Source organism: Aquimarina pacifica (assembly GCF_000520955.1).
Lineage (GTDB): Bacteria > Bacteroidota > Bacteroidia > Flavobacteriales > Flavobacteriaceae > Aquimarina > Aquimarina pacifica.
On record NZ_JACC01000056.1, the window covers coordinates 1 to 22,369 of the forward strand.

Genomic DNA, 22,369 nt, shown 5'->3' on the forward strand with positions numbered 1-22,369 from the left:
GAATCCACAATAGCATTCTCATAATCCCCGATACCACCTAATAGCTTTGTTTTCCGCATTAATCCGAGATAAATCAAAGAATCTTGCTTATACTTCATTGCACCTTCCAAAAACATGGTGGCATAAGACAATCTTTCCTCTAAAGCTATTGAATCAGTATTACTCAAGCTGTAATAGTGAGAAATACTATCTAGTTTCTTAATAGAGGGAGTTTGCGCTTTTAAAGGACTAAAAGCGATTAATAAGACATATAGACATATCCTTCTACTCAAAAAAAGAAAGAAGGAATCGACGCGCCAAAGTTTCATCCTCCAAAATTACTAAATTAAATACTCTATAAGTAAATCTTTTTAGTAATCTGTATGACAAGAGAATATAGAAACCTAATTCGCTCTTTTTCTAAATAATGTATTCAATGCATAAGAAATCTCATACTGTCTTATTATATCTTATAAAGAGGAGATATACAACGTACATTACTATTGTTAGGGGCGAAACAAATTAAACCCTATGCATTTAATTATCAAAGTGATAAATAGCATAGGGTTTAATTTAGAAAATATTTTTGGAAGAAAAATTGAGTTATCCCTGATCTTCTTCATCATCAACTTCTCCATCACCTCCAGTTGTAGCAACTTCCTCTATAGGTAGTGGCTCATTATCTGCGATGCTGTCGGCAGTACAAGAAGTTAAATTAGCAGTTATAAATAAAGTAATTAGTATATAGAATAAAGTTTTCATAATTTAAGGTTTTTTTGGATTCAACAAAAGGGATTGCCATCCAGTAGTTTTCTGGATTTGTTTTTAGATAGTAGGCAACCATTCTACTACGTCGAGTACTCGTCTTTTCTGGAAAGTTGAAATCCAATACCGTAGTGTTAAGCCACTTTCCAATTAAGCTTTAACCACCGTATTACGGATTTCCGTAAAAACTAGGTCCATACATTCACTATGTTAGCAAAATGAAACCGGAACTAGTTGTTAGTGTGAATTTATGAAGAATCTAAACCTGTGTTATTATACGATTCCAAGGATTCCTAAGATTCCATAAAAATCCTCAAGATTCCGAATAACCCTAATAAACTATGAAAATAAAAACAAGCGCTACTTACAGGAATGAGATTCTTGAGAAGTACAAAAGGGAAAGAGGGGGAGAAATGATTAGCTATCTTCTTGAGCCCACCCGTAAACAAATCAAAGAAGCATGCATCTGGTTATTAAACAGAAGAAACGAAAAATACGATACTAGTATTTTAAATCGTTTTTTTCAGTTTGAAGAAGGAGAAAACAGATTATTTGCCATCGAACGAACCAAAGGAGACAAATTTAAGCCTATTGTAAACTTTCTTACCGGAGAAACAAAATCAACCACATCTGCAAACTTAGAACTAATCGCATGGCTTATTGATTTTAAACCCAGACCCCTATCTATTTATTTAAGATCAAACCACAGCCTCGAAAACGAAGTCCCTTTTTCAGAATTAAAAACACCCCCACAAAGCCCTATGTATTATAATAATGTAGCAGAAGTCGTAGACATACCCGAAACCAAAGTAATTGAAAAGACAGATAAAAGCATTACGATTATTTCTCAGATTAATCCAACACTTAAAATCACCACCATTGTATCGTTATAGACCCTCTTCCTTCTATTATAATTTAAAAAGATCAACAAGAATTGATGATCTTTTTAAATTATAATAGAATTACACTCGCCCCCCGAGCCTTTCTTTTTTTATCAAAATATTTTTTGGTGTTTGTAAAACCAAAAAAAATAATACTCATAAAATCAAACCAACCTTCTAATTATTATTGCATAAAATTAGGCCCTTCATTAATTTAGACTGTATCTTTACATCAATTAACATGTTAGTACTGTTTCCCTAATGATTTCTGTAGAAAAAGCACTTGAGTTAACTGATACCAGTATTCAAAAAACCAATTCGATTATCACCATACCTATATCAAATGCATTAGACCATGTTTTGGCAAATGATATAGCATCCCCTATTGACATGCCTCCTTTTCGGCAATCTGCAATGGATGGATATGCTCTTGGATCTATAGAAGAAAAAGAGTTCGAATATATTGGCGAGATAAAAGCAGGAGATGACCTTGACCCATCGATAAGGAAAGGGCAAGCTATTCGAATTTTTACAGGAGCTCCCGTACCTTCTGGAGCAAAATCTGTTATCATGCAAGAAAAAGTCAATGCTACCAGAGAGCGAATCCTCTTACAAGAACATGCCATTGATAATGCGAATATTCGACCTATTGGTGAACAAATAAAAAAAGGACAAATTGCCTTACCAAAAGAAACCTATATTACCGCTTCGGGAGTTGGTTATCTTGCTACTCTTGGTCTTACTCATGTAGATGTATACAAAAAACCATCGATTGCAATTATTGCAACCGGAAACGAATTAATTCCTCCGGGACAATCCCTAAAACATGGCGAAATATATGAGAGTAATTCTATCATGCTTGCTTCTGCACTAAATAAAAATAAATTTGCAGATGTATCCTGCTATAAAGTTGAGGATGAATATTCAATTGTGCATTCTCTGATAGAAAGTACTATAGAACAATATGATGTCGTTCTAATAACTGGTGGAATTTCTGTAGGAGACTATGATTTTGTAGGTAAAGCCCTTACTGCAATAGGAGTTGAAGAGATTTTTTACAAAGTCAAACAAAAACCAGGAAAACCTCTATTTTTTGGGAAAAAGCAAGAAAAAACCATATTTGCTTTGCCAGGTAATCCAGGATCTGCACTAAGCTGTTTCTATATGTATGTCTTACCTGCTTTATTTAAAATCTCTGGAAAAAAACATACACTCAATCGTATCACCTCAATCTCTACTTCTGAATATTCTAAAAAAGGACAACGATCAGAATTCCTAAAAGCAGTTGTAGAAGGAAACGAAGTTACTATACTCGATGGTCAAGCGTCCTCAATGCTGCGATCTTTTGCCTTAGCAAATGCACTTGTTTATCTCCCAGAAGATACTACCGAGGTCAAAATCGGTGATGCCCTGCAAGTGATTCTATTGCCTTAATTAAGCCGCTTTAGAACTTCATATATAGATCGAAAAGCAATATTTTTCTTAGCAAAATAAAGAAGAATGACCCTAATTGACATCTATTTTCTTATATCAAACGCTTAGTATATTTTAAGAATTCTATATTCTTTCCCAAAGTCAATACATAATCCCTAAAAAACGAAAACTTCCTTGAGTATTTACTAAAACTATTGTAAAGAAAAATACAACCAAAAAAATCGTTGTATCTTTGAAAACCAAACGATTTTTTTTACTATCAAATGGATTACAAAATAAAGAGTAGAATCTGGATAGAATCAGAGCATGGTGTTTTTTTGGGAGAAGGAAGGGTAAAATTGTTAAAAGCAATTGCTCAAACAGGATCTCTGAGTAAAGCTGCCAGTACCTTAGAAATGTCTTATAAAAAAGCATGGAATTTATTAGACAGCATGAATAAAACAGCCAAAGAGCCTTTGGTCATTACAGCAACTGGCGGAAAAGGTGGTGGTGGAGCCGATATAACAGATTATGGGCAAAAAGTTATTCAGACATTTGATACTATTAACCAAAAATGTTGGGAATTTTTGGATCACGAATTACAGCAAATTTCTTTATAGGTTACCATAAAAAGTATAAAATGGATAACAAAAAAAACAGAACAGCAATTATCCTTGCCGGAGGCAAAAGCTCTCGAATGGGAAGTGATAAAGGCTTGTTACTTTTTAAAGGAATACCTTTTATTCAACACATTATTAATGCCGTGGCACCTCTGGTTAATGATATAATTATAGTAAGTAGTAATCCTAATTACAGTGCTTTTGGGCTTCAAAGAATTGAAGATATTGTACCCGATAGCGGTCCCATAGGCGGACTACATGCTGGGTTAACACGTACCAAAACAGAAAATAATCTAGTAATCAGTTGTGATGTTCCTCTGGTAACCTCAGAACTTTTAAAAAAACTCATTGCGCATGAGAAAGAAGACTTTGATAGTATACAATTCGAAGCAGCAGGAAAAACAATGCCTCTAATTGCCTTATACCGCAAAAATTGTGCTGCCGTTTGCGAGAAGTTACTTATTTCTGGTGAGCGCAGGCTACGCCAATTAGTTCTTAATGTGAATACGAAAACAATTCAGGTTTCAGAAAAAGAACAATTTTTGGTCGCAAACATAAATACAATTGAAGATTTAAAAGCAATAAAAAATGGAGTTGAATATTAAGTATTTTGGTATGTTGGCCGAGGCTACCGCTACCCATGAGGAGCAAATGCAAATAGAAACATGTTCTGTAGCTCAATTATTAGAAAAACTAAACCATCGATATCCCAAATTAGCCAATATGGATTTCAAAGTAGCAATAAATCAACAGTTGGTGAGACCAGACAGCATCATTAACAGCGAAGCAGAGATTGCTTTACTACCTCCTTTTGCAGGTGGTTAGTCATCGAAACAATCTCTAGAATAAGCTAACAAATTATGCCTTAAAACAATTGCTTTTGAATAGAAGCCACGAAGAATTAATCCCGTTATAAGGGATAAAATTTTAAAAATAGAATGAATTCTTTTAATCCTAGATATCACAGACAAGTCATTCTGCCAGAAATAGGTATTTCTGGTCAGAAAAAATTAGACAATGCCAAGGTGTTAGTTATTGGAGCTGGCGGATTGGGATGCCCTATATTACAATACCTCGTGGCCGCAGGTATAGGAACCATTGGCATTATCGACTTTGATATCGTTGATGTTTCTAATTTGCATCGCCAAATTTTGTATGGTAAGAGTTCTTTGGGAGAAAATAAAGCACTAGCTGCAAAGAAAAGACTCGAAGACCTCAACTCAGATATTACTATTCATGCATATCCAGAAAAATTAACTACCAAAAATGCTTTAACTCTTTTCTCTGATTATGATATTGTTGTAGACGGAAGTGATAATTTTTCTACCCGATATTTAGTTAATGATGCTTGTATCATTACTAATAAACCATTGGTATATGGAGCTATTTTTAAGTTCGAGGGGCAAGTTGCAATTTTTAATTATCAAAACGGCCCATCATATCGATGCTTATTCCCCGAACCTCCAAAAGAAGGAAGCGTTCCTTCCTGTTCAGAGATTGGTGTTTTAGGTGTTTTACCTGGTATTATAGGAAGTATGCAAGCAAATGAAGTCCTCAAAATAATTCTTGAGTTAGACACCTCTCTTAGCAGAAAATTAATGACTTATAATTGCCTAACAACGCAATCAGTTTCATTCAATATTAATAGAGTGGATACAGAAATTACAAAGGTATTAGAAGCGGCGCCTCATTTTGAAAACCATGATTATGACCTTTTTTGTGGGCTACAAAATATAAAAGAGATCTCTGCAGAGGATGCATTTTCTATAAAAACCGCACAATTTATCGATGTTAGAGAATCACACGAACAGCCAAAAATCGAGAAGCTAAACCCTTTATCAATTCCATTAGGACAATTGCAGAACGAACTTAATACGCTAGATCCCGAAAAAGAGATTATTGTCTTTTGTCAATCCGGTATTCGAAGTAAAAAAGCAATAGAAATATTACTAAAACATAGTTTCATAAACGTATCTCATATAAAAGGAGGAGCAGTTGCATTGAATAATGCACTACCAGACTTCAAAGCAGTCGATAATCATTCATCTTATCTCAAAAATTAAAGTATGGAAAAAAAGAAACCAAAAAACGTATTTGTACAAGGTGCAATATCATCAGATTTCATAGGCAACTCAATTGCAAAGCACCAAACAAAAACAAGTATAGGGGCACATAATATTTTTCTTGGACAAGTACGTGCAGATCAAGTTGATGAACGTACCATTACTGCGATAGAATACACCGCATACGAGGAAATGGCGAATCAAAAATTCTATGAAATCAGAGAAAGTACTTTTGATAAGTTCGAGATTACTTGCATGCATATTTATCATAGTCTAGGGACTGTAAAAGCAGGAGAAATTTGCCTATTTGTTTTCGTATCTGCTCCGAGAAGAAAAGTAGTTTTTGAGGCATTAGAATTTATAGTAGAGGCAATAAAAGCAGATGTTCCTGTTTTTGGAAAAGAAATTTTTGAAGACCAAACTCATCAATGGAAACAAAATAGCTATACCGAGTAAACTCGATTTTGAATCCTGTTATTTTAATTTTTAAATAAGAAATGGTAGATATTACACATAAAAAATCAACGTTACGAATTGCGACAGCTCAAGCAATTGTCAAAGTTAGTGACCCCAAAACTATTTCTGCGATACAAAATGGTACAGTACCCAAGGGAGATGTATTTGCCATGAGTAAAGCAGCTGGATTATTGGGTGTTAAAAAAACTCCAGAATTATTACCTGACTGTCATCCTCTTCCTATTGAGTACACTGGTATTGAGTATACAATAGATAAACTAGAAATTACAGTTCTTGTTACCATAAAAACCATTTATAAAACAGGAGTAGAAGTAGAAGCTATGCATGGGGCCAGTATTGTAGCTCTGAACATGTACGACATGCTGAAACCAATAGATAAAGGAGTCGAAATTCTCCAGATTAAATTACTTCAGAAAAAAGGAGGAAAGTCAGACTATAAAGACAAATTCAAAAGAGATCTCAAAGCAGCAGTTATTGTATGTTCTGATAGTATTTCGGCTGGAAAAAAAGAAGATAAAGCGGGTAAAGCAATTATCACCAAATTAGAAAAATCTGAGGTAGAAATCATGGATTACTGTATAATACCTGATGAAGTAGAAATTATACAAGAAAAAGCAAAATCTTATCAAAAGGATGGAGCAGACATTATAATCTATACAGGAGGCACTGGATTATCGCAACGTGATGTAACTCCAGAAGCACTAAAACCTCTTTTGAATCGAACTATTCCTGGCATAGAAGAAGCAATACGTAAATACGGACAAGATCGCATGCCATATGCTATGCTCTCCCGGAGTATTGCAGGAACGATAAAAAATACACTTGTACTAGCATTACCCGGATCAACCAATGGCGCTAGAGAATCTATGGATGCGATTTTTCCTGAAGTATTACATGTGTTTAGAATTTTGAAAGGTGCACGACATGATTGAGTAGAAATTTAAGACGCTATAGTTTTTAAAAATCTACTAGACAGATAAAAGAATAAAAACATTGAAAAAAAATCATACCATACTCACTGATACCTTTGGTAGAAAACACAACTACCTTCGTATATCGCTAACAGAGCGATGTAACCTTCGTTGCACCTATTGCATGCCTGCAGAGGGTATTCGATTATCACCAAAGGCACACATCATGACGTATGAAGAAATCTATACTATTGCCAAAGAATTTGTAGATGCAGGAGTCACAAAAATCAGGCTTACAGGTGGTGAACCCTTAATTAGAAAAGATGCAGCACAAATAATAGAAAAACTAGCTTCACTACCCATACAACTCACCTTAACCACCAATGGGGTAATTGTAGATAAATTTATAGAGCTGTTTAAGAAATGTGGTATTACGTCCCTAAACGTTAGCCTCGATTCTTTAGATGCAAAAAAAAATACAACAATAACACGAAGGTCCTATTTTGAAAAAATATACCAAAACATCGTTTTATTAGTCAATGAAGGTTTTATAGTCAAAGTAAACTGTGTTTTAATAAAAGGCTTTAATGATAATGAAATTATTGACTTTATTAATGTAACCAAAGACTTACCTGTTCAAATTAGGTTTATAGAGTTTATGCCTTTTGATGGTAACCGCTGGAACCTTGACAAATTAGTTTCTCTAAAAGAAATTCTTGAACAAGTACATTCGAAATTTACCTCAGAAAACATCCTTAAACTAGAAGACGCCCCAAATGATACCACCAAAAGTTATCAAATAAAAGGGTATCAAGGCACTTTTGCTATTATTAGTTCTGTGACTAATCCTTTTTGTGATGGTTGTAATAGAATACGATTGACCGCAAATGGCCAGATCAAGAATTGTCTGTTCTCTTCAAAAGAATCTGATCTACTGACCCCCTTACGAGCAGGTCAATCTATTACTCCCGTGATCCAAAAGACGATACAATCCAAACAAAAAATACGTAATGGTATGGATACATTAGATAAATTCAAACAGTCTGATGCTCATAATAATCGAAGTATGATTACAATTGGGGGATAAGTAACTTAATTACAACTATCGTCTAGAAAGTATAAAACAATTTCTTTTAACCTGAATTCAAAGTATACAATAGTATTACTAAATTCATAGTATTGTATATTTACTACAAAAAAGGATATGTCTTCTCAATCGCGTTTGGATCGTGCCTATAAAAATGCCAAAGTTATTCCATTTGATGATCAATCAAAGTTCATTCTCTTTAGTGATTGTCATCGTGGGGATAATAGTTTTGCAGATGAATTTGCCAATAACAGGAATGTATATTTTCATGCGCTTAATTACTATTACAATCATGACTTTACATATTGCGAACTTGGTGATGGTGACGAACTTTGGGAAAACTTAAACTTTGATGTAATATTCAGGGCACATAAAGATGTATACCAGCTACTCAGCGAGTTTCATAAAGAAAATAGACTAGCAATGATTTGGGGCAATCACGATATGGTATATCGGGATACTAAATATGTAAAAAAATACTTAAGTTCTTATTTTGAACCCAAAACAGACGAAGATATCCCTCTTTTTCCTGAAATTAAATATAACGAAGCCATCATCCTAAAACATAAAAAAACGGAGCAAGAACTATTCTTGTTGCATGGCCATCAGGCCGATTTTATGAATTATATTGGGTGGAAAATAAACCGATTTCTAGTTCGGGTCCTCTGGAAACCGCTACAAGTAGTTGGGATCTCTGATCCTACAAGTCCTGCAAAGAACTACAAAGAAACAATTCGTATAGAACGTAGAATCAAAAAATGGATTGCAAATAACAAAAATCAATTTACCATTATTGGTCACACGCATCGCCCAAGGTTTCCTGAAGCGGGAGAATTAGCCCTTTTTAATGATGGCAGCTGCGTACACCCAAGATCTATTACAGGTATGGAGATCGAAAACGGAAGCATAACTCTTATTAAATGGCAAGTTGCAACTACCGCAGATGGAGTTCTAAAGATTATTAGAGTTCCCTTAGAAGGGCCACAAAAACTAACCGAATTTATTACAGAATAAACCAAATAACTATTAACTATATGCATGGATAACATACAAGATATAATTGATAGCATCCCAATACGACACAATATTGTCTCTTATATTATGTTTTTAGGCATCTGTCAGGGAATATTATTAAGTATTGTGATTACTACACGTACCAAAAAAGAAAATATTGCTTTACGCGTTTTTAGTGTCTTTCTTTTAGCAATCTCAATCATCACGCTAGACAATTATCTTTGCTATACTGGGTTAATGAAGTATACACTTCATTTTAATGATGCTACAGAACCTTTGGTATTACTTCTTGCTCCATTACTGTATCTGTTTACTTATGGGATTTTAGAACGTAAACCCATTACCATTAAAAAACATGGGGTTCATATACTACCCGCAATTCTATATGGTATTTCTCAAATACAATACTATCTCAATCCTATTTCTGTAAAACTCAATGCCTATACCGATGCCTACTTTGATAAAATCCCGCATGCCAAAGTACCAGACTTTGTTGCATATAACTACCATTGGATTAAAGATGAGTTTCGGTGGTTATTCTTAAGTAGTCTTTTGGTATACATGATCCTTTCTATCAAAATTATATATGTAAAAGTGTATAAACAAAAACCTCAGATCCTAAAAAACAAACCCAGTAATAAATACACTTTCTCCAAAAATATGTTTGTTATTTTTCTAGTGTTATCTTTTATAGTTTTTTTAGTGTATTTTAATTTTGATGATGACAAAGGCGATCATTATATAACGGTTTTTGTAAGCAGTGTAATGATACTCATAAGTTATATTATGCTCTCCGAATCTCGTTTTTTTCAAAATTCATGGATTGCTGATAAATATGAAACCTCAGGACGAACAAATAGCAGCGTTTCTATTGATACAATAATAGCGTATGTAGAAAAAGAACAGTTTTACTTATCGCCGTTTGCCTCTCTAAAAAGTTTAGCACAAGCATTAAATTCTAGTTCTAACTATATTTCTCAAACTATAAATGCTAATATGGGATTAAATTTTAATGACTTTATTAATCAATATAGAATTGAAGCCTCAAAAAAAAGGCTTTTGGATCAGAGCTATAAACATCTAACCATTGAAGCTATCGGCAACTCTGTAGGGTTCAAATCTAAAGCGACTTTTTACAATGCATTTAAGAAACATGTCGCACTATCCCCAAGTGCCTTCATAAAACTACATCAGTAGTAAGATATAATCTCGGTTTAACGTCTAAAATTATAATTTTAGACACCATTCCTTCTTTTTTAAAGTTGATTTCAAAGTAAATACGACAATTTTGACGAAAACAAATTTTAATTAGAATGGAAAAAAAAATTCGTCGTTATGACATAGATTGGTTACGTGTTATTGTATTTGGTTTACTTATTTTCTACCATGTAGGTATGTTTTTTGTCCCCTGGGGATGGCATCTCAAAAACAATAACACCTATCAATGGATCAAATGGCCTATGGTATTCGTAAACCAATGGCGACTGCCTATTTTATTTATAATTTCGGGTATTGGAACCTATTTTGCCTTATCACACAGAAATGTCTGGCAATTTAACTTAGAAAGAATAAAAAGGCTCTTACTACCTCTCATTTTTGGTATGCTAATTATCATACCACCACAGGTATATTTCGAACGACTATCAACAAGTGCTTTTACCGGGTCTTATGTATCCTATTTAAAAACCGTTGCCTATGTGGGTATATATCCTGAAGGAAATTTTGGTTGGCATCACCTTTGGTTTTTACCCTATTTGTTAATTTTTTCGATAGTAGCTTCGCCAATATTTATAAAGATTAAGAGAGCCCCAACAAAACTAATTAAGTGGACCCAACACATAATTGAAAAAAAATATGGGTTATATCTTTTTATTATACCATTGTATTGTACCGAAGCTTTTATAGAACCATTTTTTGATATAACCCATGCACTTATAGATGACTGGTTTAATTTCATCAACTGTTTTGTTCTCTTCTTTACAGGTTTTATTATAATCGCAAGCGGAAAACAATTTTGGCAAAGTCTTGACCGCATAAAATCTAAAGCATTGGTGATAGGGATTATTGCTTTTTCTATTCAGCTTTTTATTTGGCTTAGATTAGAAGATAGTGTATTAGTTCATTTTTCTGAAGCTCTAATCAAAGTAACAAACCTATGGTCCTGGATTTTAGTCCTTTTGGGATACGGAGCAAAATATCTCAATAAAAAAAGCACAACTCTTGCCTACTGTAACAGAGCAGTTTACCCTTTTTACATTCTACACCAAACCATTACTATAACACTGGGGTATTATGTCATGAACTTAGATTGGGGATTGGCACCTAAATTTGCCATTCTAACTATGGGCACATTTTTAGGCAGTTGGGGGATTTATCACTTTTTAATCTTGAAAATCTCTCTTTTACATCCATTTTTTGGACTTAAAAAAAATCCGTAGTTTCTAATTAGTATTGGGTATTGACAACTCATTATCATTGGGGATCTCGTATTCTACACAACGTTCCTTTTTAAGATTATACTGATCTCTTGAGATCTCTACCCAATACTCATCACCAAAAAAATTAAAAAAATAACGCTTATCTATATGTGCCTCAAATACATCCTGAACCTTATAATATCCATCTTTTTCTTCCAGATTTCCAAGTGAATCCCTTGACGCTATCGAGATATATTTTTCTTCAAGAAAATGGATATAGGTAGTATCCTTACAAAAAAGAAGGTGCTTAGGTTCGGCGGTACCTCCCAGCCAATTTATAGCTCCCCCATCTACTGTCAATGCATAATTATAACTATGAGTTGTACCATAATTAGAATTGGTTATCACCCCAGTAAGAGTAGTACTCTTGTTTGTTTTTTTGACCTCTAAGTGTTTATCATTACCTAACAGCTTATTAGTAATATCTACGCGTTCAACTGTTTTTTGCTTGCAACCAAGGCATAATAACAGTAATCCCAAAACAAAAAACCCTTTCATACCCGTTTGCCTCATAGTAAACTTTATTTCACAAGTTTTAAACGCATTTAACTTACCTTCTTTTTTATAGAAAAGAACACATAAAATTAGCTCAAAAAATATGCTCAAGAAAAGTGTATTTCTACTTCTTGAGCATATTGTATAATTAAATATTGTAATGATAATTACTCTACATTGACTACTTCTTCAATCTGAGGAGCATATTTCTTAATAGTCATCTCTACTCCTGATTTTAGTGTCATCTGATTTACGCTACAGCCAACACAAGCACCTTCTAACTGAACATTAACTTTTCTGTCATCTTCGATCGAAATTAGAGAAATATTTCCTCCATCACTTTCTAAAAACGGACGTATTTCTGCTAACGCCTTTTCTACATTAATTTTTAATTCTTCAGAAGTCATTATTTATTTTTTTACAGCAGAACACCCTGCCATGGTTGTTATTTTTATTGCCTCAGTAGGAGGTAAATTGTCATTTCTTTCTACCACTTCCTGAACTACGCTTTTTGTCAACTCTTCGAAGGCTTTTTCTATAGGTGTTGCAGTTTGTAGCGCCGCAGGCCTACCAACATCTCCAGCCTCTCGTATACTCTGTACCAACGGAATTTCTCCTAAAAACGGAACATCTAGATCTTCTGCAAGATACTTAGCTCCTTCTTTACCAAAGATATAATATTTATTATTAGGAAGCTCCTCTGGAGTAAAATATGCCATATTCTCTATAATACCTAAGACAGGAACATTAATACTGTCTTGCTGAAACATAGCTACTCCTTTTCTTGCATCAGCAAGGGCCACTGTTTGTGGAGTACTTACCACCACAGCACCTGTAATTGGTAGTGATTGCATAATCGACAAATGAATATCTCCTGTTCCTGGTGGTAAATCAATCAACATAAAATCTAATTCTCCCCATGCAGCGTCAAAAATCATTTGATTCAATGCTTTTGCCGCCATAGGTCCTCTCCAAACAACAGCTTGATTTGGTTGCGTAAAAAAACCAATAGACAAAATCTTAACTCCATAATTTTCTATAGGCTTCATTTTTGATTTTCCTCCTTCTTTTACAGAAAGTGGTCGTTCACTTGCCACGTCAAACATAATAGGAGCAGAAGGACCGTAAATATCTGCATCTAGTAAACCAACTTTAAATCCCATTTTGGCCAATGTAACAGCCAGATTAGAGGTTACTGTAGATTTTCCGACACCTCCTTTACCAGAAGCAACTGCGATAATATTACTTATTCCAGGAATGGCTTTTCCTTTTATTTGATTTTTTGCCGGTTCAGTTGGTGCTGCAGGAGCTTCAACCTTAACATTTACTGTAACTTTGGCTTTTTCGTATACATTGTCATGAATCACTTTCATTACATCTACTTCAGCCCTTTTACGAATATGCAAAGCCGGAGTTGCCAAAACCAAATCAACAACAACCTCATCTCCGAAAGTAATGACATTTTTTACGGCACCACTTTCTACCATATTTTTTCCTTCACCAGCTACGGTAATAGTTTCTAAAGCCTTTAATATATCCGATTTTTCTAACTTCATGAGTAGTATTTCTTTTTCAAAAAAAAACAAATCTATCTAGATCCATTCTAAACGCAAAGATAGGTTGAAAAGTTAAGATTAGGAAGTCTACTCATTGAAATGATTTATTGCGTTATATACGGTAACAATTAAGTAACGAACTCACAAGAAATGTCTGTTTTTCGCATTTTTTTGAAAAATAGGGATTATTAATAAAAAGAGACCAAAAAATTAAAAACTCATAATTCTTCTGTCGGATCCCAAAACAAGTTTTCAAACTGTTGGATTTGATTATCAACAACTTCAACACCCTCACTTTCTAATAACTGTTGCATGAGATTTGTCCCCTCAAAATGATGTTTTCCTGTCAGTACTCCTTTTCTATTAACTACACGATGTGCAGGAACATCCTCTCTACCATCGCAAGCATTCATTGCCCAACCAACCATGCGAGCACTTCTGGCAGCACCCAAATATTTAGCAATGGCACCATATGAAGTAACCCGACCATGAGGAATACATCTTGCTACCTCATAAACTCGCTCAAAGAAATTAGTTTCTTCTCCCGAGTTTGTATTTGTATTACCCTTTTTCATTCCCAAGTGTATATAATCCTTACTAATGTAATGATTACTAATATTAACATTAATACTCCCATAAAATAATTAGAATACTTGGTAATAGAAGCTGTTTTCTTTTCGATCTTTAGAAAAGAGAATACATAAAAATATAAGGTCACAAAAGTTCCGGTTCCTGCGGCAAGACTAAATACAATAATTCTATAAGCATCATACTCTATTTTGCCGCTAACACTCATGGCTGCAGCAACTGCGCAGAAATATGGCACAGGTAATACATTTAGAGCAGACATCATCATCCCCTTAAAAAAGCTACGTTTCTTTGCGTGCTTATTTTTGTATGTTTTTATCGCTTTTTTGCCCTGTTTTGCCTTGACAAAAAAATATATTGCCATAAACATAAAGATTACCGCTCCTGTTCTAAGTAAAATATTTTTGACAAAAGGGTTAAAGAATATATATTTTGCCAAAAGAATTGCAATCATAGCTTGTAGAATTACAACCACAGAAGCACCAATCGCTACAAGAATTCCATTTTTTTTACCTCGCTCAAGACAGGTTTTAGCCACCGTCATATTGACCAATCCAGGAGGAATAACTCCTATAAGTGATGCAAAAAAAGTAACTAAAAACAGCTTTGTAGTTTCCAAAATTATAATGCCAATTAAGTAATCTTAAACCGGATGTAAGTTATAGGTTTATTTTGTTCTAGGTATTGTTTTTCATAAAAAGTTTGAATCGAGGTAACAACCTCAGGAGACCCTTCTTGATGATATACATTATGATTAGAATAACATATCTCATGGCCTGCTCCCTGAAGCAATCCAAGTGTATATCCATGCATAAACTCGCTATCTGTCTTAAGATGCACTATCCCATCTGATTTCAATATCTTTTTATATCGTTGCAAAAATTCTGGATTTGTTAATCGATGTTTTGTACGCTTATATTTGATCTGAGGATCAGGAAACGTAATCCATATTTCATCTATTTCTTTTTCTTCAAAAATATAATCAATAAGCTCTATTTGAGTTCTAATAAATCCGACATTAGATATTTCGTCCTCAATTGCTGTTTTGGCTCCACGCCAAAATCGAGCACCTTTGATATCGATGCCTATAAAATTTTTGTCAGGATACTGTTTGGCAAGCCCTACAGTATACTCGCCCTTACCACAACCTAATTCGAGAACAATTGGGTTTTCGTTTTTAAAGAATTTTCTTCCCCATTCTCCTTTATACCCTAATGAATTATGTAACACCTCATCACGTGTAGGTTCGACTACATTATGAAAGGTTTTGTTTTCATTAAATCGTTTTAATTTATTCTTACTTCCCACAAATATTTCTTTATCTTGTCTATTCTCAATTCAACAATGCGTAATGGATAACGGTGCAACTATCATATCACATATAACTCAATCAAGATGCCTAAACCTCTTGGTTACGCAAAAAACTAACGCTATTTATCCTAAAACTTATTCATACTCAAATCCTAAGATGGTAAAATGCTAATGAGATGATTATGAAGTTTTACTAAACTTAATTTTTTGGTAAAATTAAGGAAATATATGTAGTTGTAAATAGGATTAGTTTTATAATTAATATTGATTCCGTTATATGTATTGGAAAATCTATTACAGCTGTCAAAAGTAAGTACCGAGTTCTAAAACATAAATCCGGATTGAAGGCTTTATCTAAAAACAAAAAAAATTAGAACACTTGAATAAAAAAGTACTTGTCGCCCCGCTTAACTGGGGATTAGGTCATGCAACGCGGTGTATTCCCATAATAAATGCGTTGATTGAGGAAGGTCTAGAACCTGTTATAGCTTCGGATGGGGCAGCCTTGTCTTTATTAAAAAAAGAGTTCCCTAATTTACGATCTCAACAATTACCTTCATATAATATAGAATACCCAAAAAAAGGAAGCAATTTTAAACTAAAAATGTTCCTGAATGGCCCAAAAATAGCGCATGCCATTAATGCCGAACATAAGGCTACAAAGAGAATTCTTGCAGAGGAAACATATTGCGGCATTATATCTGATAACAGAATGGGAGTTCGTCATAAAAGTATTCCTTCTGTATTTATCACACACCAACTTACGGTTCTTAGTGGAAAAACCACGTCAGTAAGCACTAAAATACATAATAAGTACATCAAAAAATTTGATGTTTGCTGGGTCCCAGATATGGCCGATGCCCCTAATCTTAGTGGTGAATTGGGACATCCAAAAAAGCATAGCATTCCTGTAACGTATTTAGGACCTTTAAGTAGGTTTGAGCACAAAGTTATACCTAAGAAATACGATATCATGGTATTACTCTCTGGGCCAGAACCACAACGTACCATGCTAGAACAAAAACTACTTCATGAATTTGAGCAAAGTGATAAAAAAATTGTTTTTGTACGTGGGTGTATTGAAGAAACACAACAAACCTATATCAAGAATAATATTACAATACATAATTATCTTACAGGAAAAAATCTCGAAGATACTATTAACAGTAGTAGTTTGATTATTTCAAGGTCTGGATACACTACAGTTATGGATCTTGCTAAACTGAAGAAAAAAGCATTTTTTATACCTACTCCCGGACAATTTGAACAAGAGTATCTAGCCAAACGATTAAGCACTCATAAATTAGTTCCTAGTTGTACCCAAAAGGAATTTACATTAACCAAATTACGAGACTTAAATGAATATAGAGGACTAAGTAGTTTTAGCACTGACATCGACTACAGGGAACTTTTTCACTTTTTCCAGAGTAAATGAGAATTCGCTTCCTACTCTATAATCACTTTCTACATAAATACGCTCATGATGAGCTTCTATAATATGTTTTACAATCGCAAGTCCTAATCCCGACCCTCCTTCTTTACGAGAACCACTTTTGTCTACCCTATAAAAACGTTCGAATAATCTAGGTATATGTGCCTGTGCAATACCTTCGCCATTATCGGTTACTCTGACAATCGTTTTATTTCTGATCAAATCTTCGATACTTACTTCTGTTGTACCATCTTCTTTACCATATTTAATAGAATTCACAACCAGATTAGAGAGTACTTGTTGTATTCTTTCTTTATCTGCATGGACCAAAATAGGTGATGTATAATTCATATCGAATGTGAGTGCAATATTCTTTTTTGCTGCTTTCATCTCAAAAAGATCAAATACACTTTGTACCAATTCTACAATATCAAAATTAGTATAGGTAAGGTTAAGATCACCTGTCTCTAGCTTTGTGATCATATCAAGATCATTTACAATATAGATTAAACGTTCTACACCTTTGCTTGCTCGATTCAGGTATTTTTCGAGAATTTCGGGATTATTCATTGCACCATCAAGCAATGTCAATACGTATCCTTGTACTGTAAACAGTGGGGTCTTAAGCTCGTGAGAAACATTCCCCATAAATTCTTTTCTGTAGGTCTCTCTAACTTTTAAACTCTCAATTTCAGTTTTCCGCTGTTTGGCAAACTTTTCTACTTCTTTTATTAAGGTTCTCATATCTGTGGTAACAGGGCTATCATCAATAGTCCCTCCTCCTTCTAACATCTCAATATCATCATATATTTTGCGAACTCTTCTGTATATAAATTTCTCTACTCTATACTGTATTATAACAAAACATATGGCATAGCAGACAATCGAATACCCTAAAATGAAAAACACGTTTAGATGAGATTGCGTATATAAAAAAACGCCCATTAAGAGCGTTGATGCTATGGTTATATATGAAGACGAAAGATATGCAAACCTATACGACTTCCTAAAGTTTTCTGCCATTGAACTATTTCCGAATTTTAAATAGCAAACAAAAGATGAAACTTTTGTATCCTAACTATTTACTAAGAATATTACAATTACAATATAACAATAAAATATGTAATGCATAGAATGCATAACTCCATTGCTCATATTATATAACAAATTTGTACCCTACGCCTTTGATAGTCTTGAAACTGTTATCTCCTATTTTTTCTCTTAGTTTACGAATATGAACATCTATAGTTCTGCCACCGACAATAACTTCATTACCCCAAACCTTGTCCAAGATATCTTCTCTTTTAAACACTTTACCTGGTTTAGATGCTAATAAGGACAATAATTCAAATTCTTTTCTTGGTAGTATAATCTCTTTTTTGTCTTTGATGATCTTATACTCATCTCTGTTTATCACCAGATCACCTATTTTTATAACATTACTAGAAGATTCTTCTTCTTTTAGTCTTCTTAATAATGCCTTTACTTTACTTAATAATACTTTGGGGCGAATAGGTTTTGTTATATAATCATCAGCACCAGCATCAAATCCTGCTACTTGGGAGTAATCCTCTCCTCTTGCCGTTAGAAACGTTATTATTGTATGCTGCAGGTCTGGCACTTTACGTATTTGTTCACAAGCTTCTATTCCGTCCATCTCTGGCATCATCACATCCAGAATAATTAAATGTGGTTTTTTCTTTTTTGCCACTTTTACAGCTTCAACCCCATTTTCTGCGGTAAGAACATTATATCCTTCTGCGGTAAGATTGTATCCAACAATTTCTAAAATATCTGGCTCATCATCTACTAATAGAATGGTAATATCTTTTTTGTTCATCTTTATAGAATTATATCACTTGAGGTAAATATACTATGTTAAAACGAAGTTTTCACAACTATAAGACTAGGAAACAACAAACTAACGAAAAGACATTATAAAGATAACATTTAATTAACTTCACCTAAGCCTTCACTTTTAAAAATTAATCTTGATGATCCCTGTATGTCGTTAACAAATTCATCGTTGCTGTTATAAGATCTTTTGTTTCCATTAATAAACCAAAATATAAGGTTGTATTTTTAGGACTACTTTCTTCTGTTCTGGTTCTAGAAACCTGCTTATTAATCTTATCATTTACGATAGCAAACAGTTCTTGTTTTTCGTCTATAATCCCACTAAGTGTATTAAATTCTCTACTGTCAAACACATCCTTAATGTTACCAAAGAAATCTCCTAAATGTTCTTCTATTTCTTTTAAATCTTTGATTTGATTAAATCGAAGTTTTTTATGATTATTATTTACATGCTTATGGCTTACTTTGGCCACATATTCTAGAGACTGAGTAATATCTTCTAGGTATCCTAATATCGATATATAAAAATGACTGGCTCCAACACTTGCATCATCTAGATTCTTAATAAAGTAAAAAATACTATCTCTCAATTCTTCTACTTCTGTTTCTAGTTTAGCTATCCCTTTTCTACTTTTCTTTAGTTCTGCCAAGTCATATTTAGCCAAACCATTTATTGTATTGCCGTAAATCTTATTCCCTCTACTTACAAACGATTTAATATTATCAGCACTTTCTTCTATTACTCCTTGTATAGAACTACTCTCTGATTTTTTAAGTCGATCTTCTGCTCGTTCAGCTTTTGCTTTTTTACGATATTTTATGGTATTTCTAACCAACAGAAAACATGCAAGACTTAATAGCACACCTAACATCGATGGTAAATGCAGGCTTAAAAGAAATGCTATAACCGCTGCTGCAAGAAAGGCACTTAATGCAGTAAAAAACCACCCACCAATCACATTCAACACACCAGCAACACGATATACAGCACTCTCTGTACCCCAAGCTCTGTCAGCTAATGATGTTCCCATAGCGACCATAAAAGTAACATATGTAGTAGACAAAGGTAATTTCATCGAAGTTGCAATAGAAATTAACACCCCTGCAACCATAAGATTCACTGCTGCTCTTACCATATCAAATGCGGGCAAATCTTCTCTTTTGGTTAAAGTGACATTCGTTTTATCAACTAATTCCTGATCAAATTGTTTCTCAGCTATATTCTTAAATGATGTCGGTAATACCGAATTAACAACCTCGGATAAGAAAACGGTACTTCGTACGATACCTCTTGAAAGAAAATTAGGCCTAAACTTCTCGTTACCATCTCCTTGACGTGACAAATCTATTGAGGTCTTCACCACATTTCTCGCTTTAGAAGAAAACCAAAGTGTTAATACCATAATAAGACCTGCTGCCAATAGTAATAATGTCGGAGTTTCTGCTTTTCCGCCCAAAGCAGTCATAGAAAACTCACTAGGCAACTGCCCCGATACACTCCAAGCTTCATATGCCTTAAGAGCTGCTATAGGAACGCCAATAAAGTTGACCAAATCGTTTCCTGCAAAAGCTAATGCAAGTGCAAAAGTACCAACGATGATGATTAGTTTATATATATTAACTTTAAAAAATGTAGTTACTAGATAAGATAATAAGGAGAGAAGCACAAAACCTAAAGATACTATAAGAGGAACATTAGTCTCTAAGAACCCTCTTAGTGTTAGTGCGATAGTTCCTTTATCTGCATCAATTTTGAATATATCTTTTTTTGCACTCACCAAATCTTTAACAGTCTCGTAAGAACTATCAAAATAAATGTTTGCCCAATCTAACAAACCTTCTGCACCACCATTATATACAACATCGATAATCGATTTTGCATAATTGGTCCCTTTGATTCCTTTAATAAAAATAAAATAAAGAATCGCTGTTAGCGCTACTCCTCCGAACAGAGCACCTACCCATTTTGCTTTTTTCTCAAAGTTAAAAGACAATAAAAGACGCGAAACATATTGCACTATTGCCCCTACAGAAAAAGCGACAACAACAGAAAGCAAGATCCCTATAATAATTTCTCCGGCTTTTTTAGTATTGATATAGCTTCCTAAATCTGCAATAGATAATGCAGAATCTGCTCCTATCTTAATTAAAGCAACACAAACCGCTGCCCCCAAAAGCTCGAACACAATAGAAACCGTAGTTGATGTCGGCATTCCTAATGTATTAAAAAAATCAAGAAGCAGAATATCGGTAATCATTACTGCCATAAAAATGATCATAATCTCATCAAAGTAAAACTCTCCAGGAACAAAAATCCCTTTTCGAGCAACCTCCATTAAACCACTAGAAAATATAGCACCTGCAGCAATTCCAATACTTGCTACTATCATAATAGTTCTAAAAGATATCGCCTTAGAACCTATAGCAGAATTCAAAAAGTTTACTGCGTCATTACTTACCCCTACAATGAGATCTGCAATAGCTAAAACAGCTAGTGCAACAATCATCAAAATATAAATATCACTCATATATTCTCACATTCTTACTTGACCACAAAAATGTTATTTATATTCAAGGCGTATGTTATTGAAATGTTATCTTTTTAAAGGGTTTTATCACTTTTGCTACTCATATTTCAATATAAAACTGAACCGTTACATCAATACATCATTCCTATAAATCCATACTTAGAGAAAATATTAAATCTTGGCTTAAAACATGATTTTAGATGTCCTAAATCCCAATAAATAACCTAATATTTACTTTTACACACATTACAAAAACTATCTTATTGCCAGTCAAATCGTTCCTTAATTTTTATATCCACACCACACATATTACCTTTGTTAAAAACACAATTGCTTAATAATCAGTTTATTAAACTCTCAATGTTAATTTAATGTTACCTAAATGTTGTATGAAAGTAAAAATAATGTTATCTTTGTAATATAATTATTAAGAACCCCTGATCAAAAAACTTTAAAACATGAGAAATTTATTAATATTATGCGCATTGTTTTTCTCAGCTACACTAGCAGCTCAAGAAGTAAAACCTACCTTCGAGAAACAGGGAGACCAGATTAAAGGAACATTCTTTTATGAAGATGGAACCGTAAGACAAGAAGGATTTTATAATAAGCAAGGTAAACTTCATGGTGAATGGAAATCATATGATAGAACAGGAAAGAAAATTGCCATGGGACAATATACTACAGGAGTAAAAACTGGAAAATGGTTTTTCTGGAGTAAAGAGAAATTATCTGAAGTAGATTATAAAGAAAATAAAATTGCCGATGTTACTACTTGGTCTAACAAGGACAATGTGGTAGTAAATTATAACAATTAAAACATTAAAATCACTAATACCTGAACGCCTCTATTTATTAAATAGAGGCGTTTTTATTTTTAATACATAAGGGATCAAGGCCAATTGTTGTGTTTAC

The 22,369-nt window shown here is 33.7% G+C and carries 25 protein-coding genes; 14 read left to right on the forward strand and 11 right to left on the reverse strand.

The genetic code is table 11. The features are described 5' to 3' along the window. The coding region (locus DZ60_RS23560; RefSeq protein ID WP_034230221.1) for a hypothetical protein at positions 1-308 on the reverse strand (308 nt) is incomplete at its 3' end. 274 nt (positions 309-582) lie between these two features. Continuing rightward, positions 583-741: a hypothetical protein gene (locus DZ60_RS25345; protein WP_161634449.1), complete on the reverse strand. Its 159-nt coding sequence runs from the start codon at positions 739-741 to the stop codon at positions 583-585. Between the two features lie 344 nt (positions 742-1,085). Between DZ60_RS25345 and DZ60_RS0120395 the strand changes: the two genes are divergently transcribed. The 12 genes from DZ60_RS0120395 to DZ60_RS0120450 all read left to right on the forward strand — a co-directional run bounded on the left by DZ60_RS0120395 (position 1,086) and on the right by DZ60_RS0120450 (position 11,648). Next, on the forward strand, positions 1,086-1,637 hold the full coding sequence (locus DZ60_RS0120395; protein ID WP_025743873.1) for a hypothetical protein: 552 nt from the start codon (positions 1,086-1,088) through the stop codon (positions 1,635-1,637). Positions 1,638-1,886: 249 nt separating this feature from the next. Then, positions 1,887-3,059, forward strand: a complete 1,173-nt coding sequence (locus DZ60_RS0120400) for a molybdopterin molybdotransferase MoeA (RefSeq protein WP_025743874.1) — start codon at positions 1,887-1,889, stop codon at positions 3,057-3,059. Between the two features lie 263 nt (positions 3,060-3,322). Next, positions 3,323-3,658, forward strand: coding sequence for a winged helix-turn-helix domain-containing protein (locus DZ60_RS0120405; protein ID WP_025743875.1), 336 nt, complete (start codon positions 3,323-3,325; stop codon positions 3,656-3,658). A gap of 20 nt (positions 3,659-3,678) precedes the next feature. Then, entirely contained in the window at positions 3,679-4,263 is a 585-nt protein-coding gene (gene mobA / locus DZ60_RS0120410; protein WP_034230224.1) for a molybdenum cofactor guanylyltransferase, read from the forward strand. After that, the gene (locus tag DZ60_RS0120415; RefSeq protein WP_025743877.1) at positions 4,247-4,483 is read left to right on the forward strand and encodes a MoaD/ThiS family protein; all 237 of its coding nucleotides are present in this window, start codon (positions 4,247-4,249) and stop codon (positions 4,481-4,483) included. Before mobA ends, DZ60_RS0120415 begins: the two co-directional genes overlap by 17 nt. 113 nt (positions 4,484-4,596) lie before the next feature. Further along, positions 4,597-5,721 (forward strand): HesA/MoeB/ThiF family protein, encoded by a 1,125-nt coding sequence (locus tag DZ60_RS0120420; protein WP_025743878.1) that lies wholly within the window; start codon positions 4,597-4,599, stop codon positions 5,719-5,721. A 3-nt stretch (positions 5,722-5,724) separates the two neighbouring features. After that, positions 5,725-6,177 (forward strand): molybdenum cofactor biosynthesis protein MoaE, encoded by a 453-nt coding sequence (locus DZ60_RS0120425; protein ID WP_025743879.1) that lies wholly within the window; start codon positions 5,725-5,727, stop codon positions 6,175-6,177. Between the two features lie 41 nt (positions 6,178-6,218). After that, the gene (gene moaCB, locus DZ60_RS0120430) at positions 6,219-7,130 is read left to right on the forward strand and encodes a bifunctional molybdenum cofactor biosynthesis protein MoaC/MoaB (RefSeq protein WP_025743880.1); all 912 of its coding nucleotides are present in this window, start codon (positions 6,219-6,221) and stop codon (positions 7,128-7,130) included. 61 nt (positions 7,131-7,191) lie between these two features. Continuing rightward, positions 7,192-8,196: a GTP 3',8-cyclase MoaA gene (gene moaA, locus DZ60_RS0120435; RefSeq protein WP_034230222.1), complete on the forward strand. Its 1,005-nt coding sequence runs from the start codon at positions 7,192-7,194 to the stop codon at positions 8,194-8,196. Positions 8,197-8,313: 117 nt separating this feature from the next. Further along, positions 8,314-9,210 (forward strand): metallophosphoesterase, encoded by an 897-nt coding sequence (locus DZ60_RS0120440; protein WP_025743882.1) that lies wholly within the window; start codon positions 8,314-8,316, stop codon positions 9,208-9,210. A 24-nt stretch (positions 9,211-9,234) separates the two neighbouring features. Then, positions 9,235-10,407, forward strand: a complete 1,173-nt coding sequence (locus DZ60_RS0120445) for a helix-turn-helix domain-containing protein (RefSeq protein ID WP_025743883.1) — start codon at positions 9,235-9,237, stop codon at positions 10,405-10,407. Positions 10,408-10,523: 116 nt separating this feature from the next. Then, the gene (locus tag DZ60_RS0120450) at positions 10,524-11,648 is read left to right on the forward strand and encodes an acyltransferase family protein (RefSeq protein ID WP_174407715.1); all 1,125 of its coding nucleotides are present in this window, start codon (positions 10,524-10,526) and stop codon (positions 11,646-11,648) included. Between the two features lie 3 nt (positions 11,649-11,651). Here DZ60_RS0120450 and DZ60_RS0120455 read toward each other — a convergent pair whose 3' ends face one another. From DZ60_RS0120455 to trmB, 6 genes are all read right to left on the reverse strand, one after another. Further along, positions 11,652-12,200, reverse strand: coding sequence for a hypothetical protein (locus DZ60_RS0120455; RefSeq protein WP_152537489.1), 549 nt, complete (start codon positions 12,198-12,200; stop codon positions 11,652-11,654). Between the two features lie 149 nt (positions 12,201-12,349). After that, positions 12,350-12,589 (reverse strand): NifU family protein, encoded by a 240-nt coding sequence (locus tag DZ60_RS0120460; RefSeq protein WP_025743886.1) that lies wholly within the window; start codon positions 12,587-12,589, stop codon positions 12,350-12,352. 3 nt (positions 12,590-12,592) lie between these two features. Further along, entirely contained in the window at positions 12,593-13,738 is a 1,146-nt protein-coding gene (locus DZ60_RS0120465; protein ID WP_025743887.1) for an Mrp/NBP35 family ATP-binding protein, read from the reverse strand. A gap of 218 nt (positions 13,739-13,956) precedes the next feature. Next, complete coding sequence (locus tag DZ60_RS0120470) at positions 13,957-14,313, reverse strand: MGMT family protein (protein WP_025743888.1); 357 nt, start codon at positions 14,311-14,313, stop codon at positions 13,957-13,959. After that, entirely contained in the window at positions 14,310-14,945 is a 636-nt protein-coding gene (locus tag DZ60_RS0120475; protein WP_025743889.1) for a LysE family translocator, read from the reverse strand. Before DZ60_RS0120475 ends, DZ60_RS0120470 begins: the two co-directional genes overlap by 4 nt. A gap of 14 nt (positions 14,946-14,959) precedes the next feature. Then, positions 14,960-15,634, reverse strand: coding sequence for a tRNA (guanosine(46)-N7)-methyltransferase TrmB (gene trmB, locus DZ60_RS0120480; RefSeq protein ID WP_025743890.1), 675 nt, complete (start codon positions 15,632-15,634; stop codon positions 14,960-14,962). A 382-nt stretch (positions 15,635-16,016) separates the two neighbouring features. Here trmB and DZ60_RS0120485 point away from each other — a divergent pair, with 382 nt between their 5' ends. Beyond that, the gene (locus tag DZ60_RS0120485) at positions 16,017-17,072 is read left to right on the forward strand and encodes a glycosyltransferase (RefSeq protein WP_025743891.1); all 1,056 of its coding nucleotides are present in this window, start codon (positions 16,017-16,019) and stop codon (positions 17,070-17,072) included. Here DZ60_RS0120485 and DZ60_RS0120490 read toward each other — a convergent pair. From DZ60_RS0120490 to DZ60_RS23565, 3 genes are all read right to left on the reverse strand, one after another. Continuing rightward, entirely contained in the window at positions 17,010-18,092 is a 1,083-nt protein-coding gene (locus DZ60_RS0120490; protein ID WP_025743892.1) for a sensor histidine kinase, read from the reverse strand. The genes DZ60_RS0120485 and DZ60_RS0120490 overlap by 63 nt on opposite strands. 133 nt (positions 18,093-18,225) lie before the next feature. After that, positions 18,226-18,909 (reverse strand): response regulator transcription factor, encoded by a 684-nt coding sequence (locus tag DZ60_RS0120495; protein WP_025743894.1) that lies wholly within the window; start codon positions 18,907-18,909, stop codon positions 18,226-18,228. A 145-nt stretch (positions 18,910-19,054) separates the two neighbouring features. Then, the gene (locus DZ60_RS23565; RefSeq protein ID WP_034230223.1) at positions 19,055-21,454 is read right to left on the reverse strand and encodes an inorganic phosphate transporter; all 2,400 of its coding nucleotides are present in this window, start codon (positions 21,452-21,454) and stop codon (positions 19,055-19,057) included. 458 nt (positions 21,455-21,912) lie between these two features. Here DZ60_RS23565 and DZ60_RS0120505 point away from each other — a divergent pair, with 458 nt between their 5' ends. Further along, a complete protein-coding gene (locus tag DZ60_RS0120505) occupies positions 21,913-22,272 on the forward strand; it encodes a toxin-antitoxin system YwqK family antitoxin (protein WP_025743895.1) in 360 nt (119 codons plus the stop codon). The last annotated feature ends 97 nt before the right edge of the window (positions 22,273-22,369 follow it).

What these genes read in the sequence shown, in the direction of transcription:
- DZ60_RS25345 (WP_161634449.1), bottom strand. Translation starts at nt 741, where the DNA reads ATGAAAACTTTATTCTATATACTAATTACTTTATTTATAACTGCTAAT.
- DZ60_RS0120395 (WP_025743873.1), top strand. Translation starts at nt 1,086, where the DNA reads ATGAAAATAAAAACAAGCGCTACTTACAGGAATGAGATTCTTGAGAAG.
- DZ60_RS0120400 (WP_025743874.1), top strand. Translation starts at nt 1,887, where the DNA reads ATGATTTCTGTAGAAAAAGCACTTGAGTTAACTGATACCAGTATTCAA.
- DZ60_RS0120405 (WP_025743875.1), top strand. Translation starts at nt 3,323, where the DNA reads ATGGATTACAAAATAAAGAGTAGAATCTGGATAGAATCAGAGCATGGT.
- mobA (WP_034230224.1), top strand. Translation starts at nt 3,679, where the DNA reads ATGGATAACAAAAAAAACAGAACAGCAATTATCCTTGCCGGAGGCAAA.
- DZ60_RS0120415 (WP_025743877.1), top strand. Translation starts at nt 4,247, where the DNA reads ATGGAGTTGAATATTAAGTATTTTGGTATGTTGGCCGAGGCTACCGCT.
- DZ60_RS0120420 (WP_025743878.1), top strand. Translation starts at nt 4,597, where the DNA reads ATGAATTCTTTTAATCCTAGATATCACAGACAAGTCATTCTGCCAGAA.
- DZ60_RS0120425 (WP_025743879.1), top strand. Translation starts at nt 5,725, where the DNA reads ATGGAAAAAAAGAAACCAAAAAACGTATTTGTACAAGGTGCAATATCA.
- moaCB (WP_025743880.1), top strand. Translation starts at nt 6,219, where the DNA reads ATGGTAGATATTACACATAAAAAATCAACGTTACGAATTGCGACAGCT.
- DZ60_RS0120440 (WP_025743882.1), top strand. Translation starts at nt 8,314, where the DNA reads ATGTCTTCTCAATCGCGTTTGGATCGTGCCTATAAAAATGCCAAAGTT.
- DZ60_RS0120445 (WP_025743883.1), top strand. Translation starts at nt 9,235, where the DNA reads ATGGATAACATACAAGATATAATTGATAGCATCCCAATACGACACAAT.
- DZ60_RS0120450 (WP_174407715.1), top strand. Translation starts at nt 10,524, where the DNA reads ATGGAAAAAAAAATTCGTCGTTATGACATAGATTGGTTACGTGTTATT.
- DZ60_RS0120455 (WP_152537489.1), bottom strand. Translation starts at nt 12,200, where the DNA reads ATGAGGCAAACGGGTATGAAAGGGTTTTTTGTTTTGGGATTACTGTTA.
- DZ60_RS0120460 (WP_025743886.1), bottom strand. Translation starts at nt 12,589, where the DNA reads ATGACTTCTGAAGAATTAAAAATTAATGTAGAAAAGGCGTTAGCAGAA.
- DZ60_RS0120465 (WP_025743887.1), bottom strand. Translation starts at nt 13,738, where the DNA reads ATGAAGTTAGAAAAATCGGATATATTAAAGGCTTTAGAAACTATTACC.
- DZ60_RS0120470 (WP_025743888.1), bottom strand. Translation starts at nt 14,313, where the DNA reads ATGAAAAAGGGTAATACAAATACAAACTCGGGAGAAGAAACTAATTTC.
- DZ60_RS0120490 (WP_025743892.1), bottom strand. Translation starts at nt 18,092, where the DNA reads ATGGCAGAAAACTTTAGGAAGTCGTATAGGTTTGCATATCTTTCGTCT.
- DZ60_RS0120495 (WP_025743894.1), bottom strand. Translation starts at nt 18,909, where the DNA reads ATGAACAAAAAAGATATTACCATTCTATTAGTAGATGATGAGCCAGAT.
- DZ60_RS23565 (WP_034230223.1), bottom strand. Translation starts at nt 21,454, where the DNA reads ATGAGTGATATTTATATTTTGATGATTGTTGCACTAGCTGTTTTAGCT.
- DZ60_RS0120505 (WP_025743895.1), top strand. Translation starts at nt 21,913, where the DNA reads ATGAGAAATTTATTAATATTATGCGCATTGTTTTTCTCAGCTACACTA.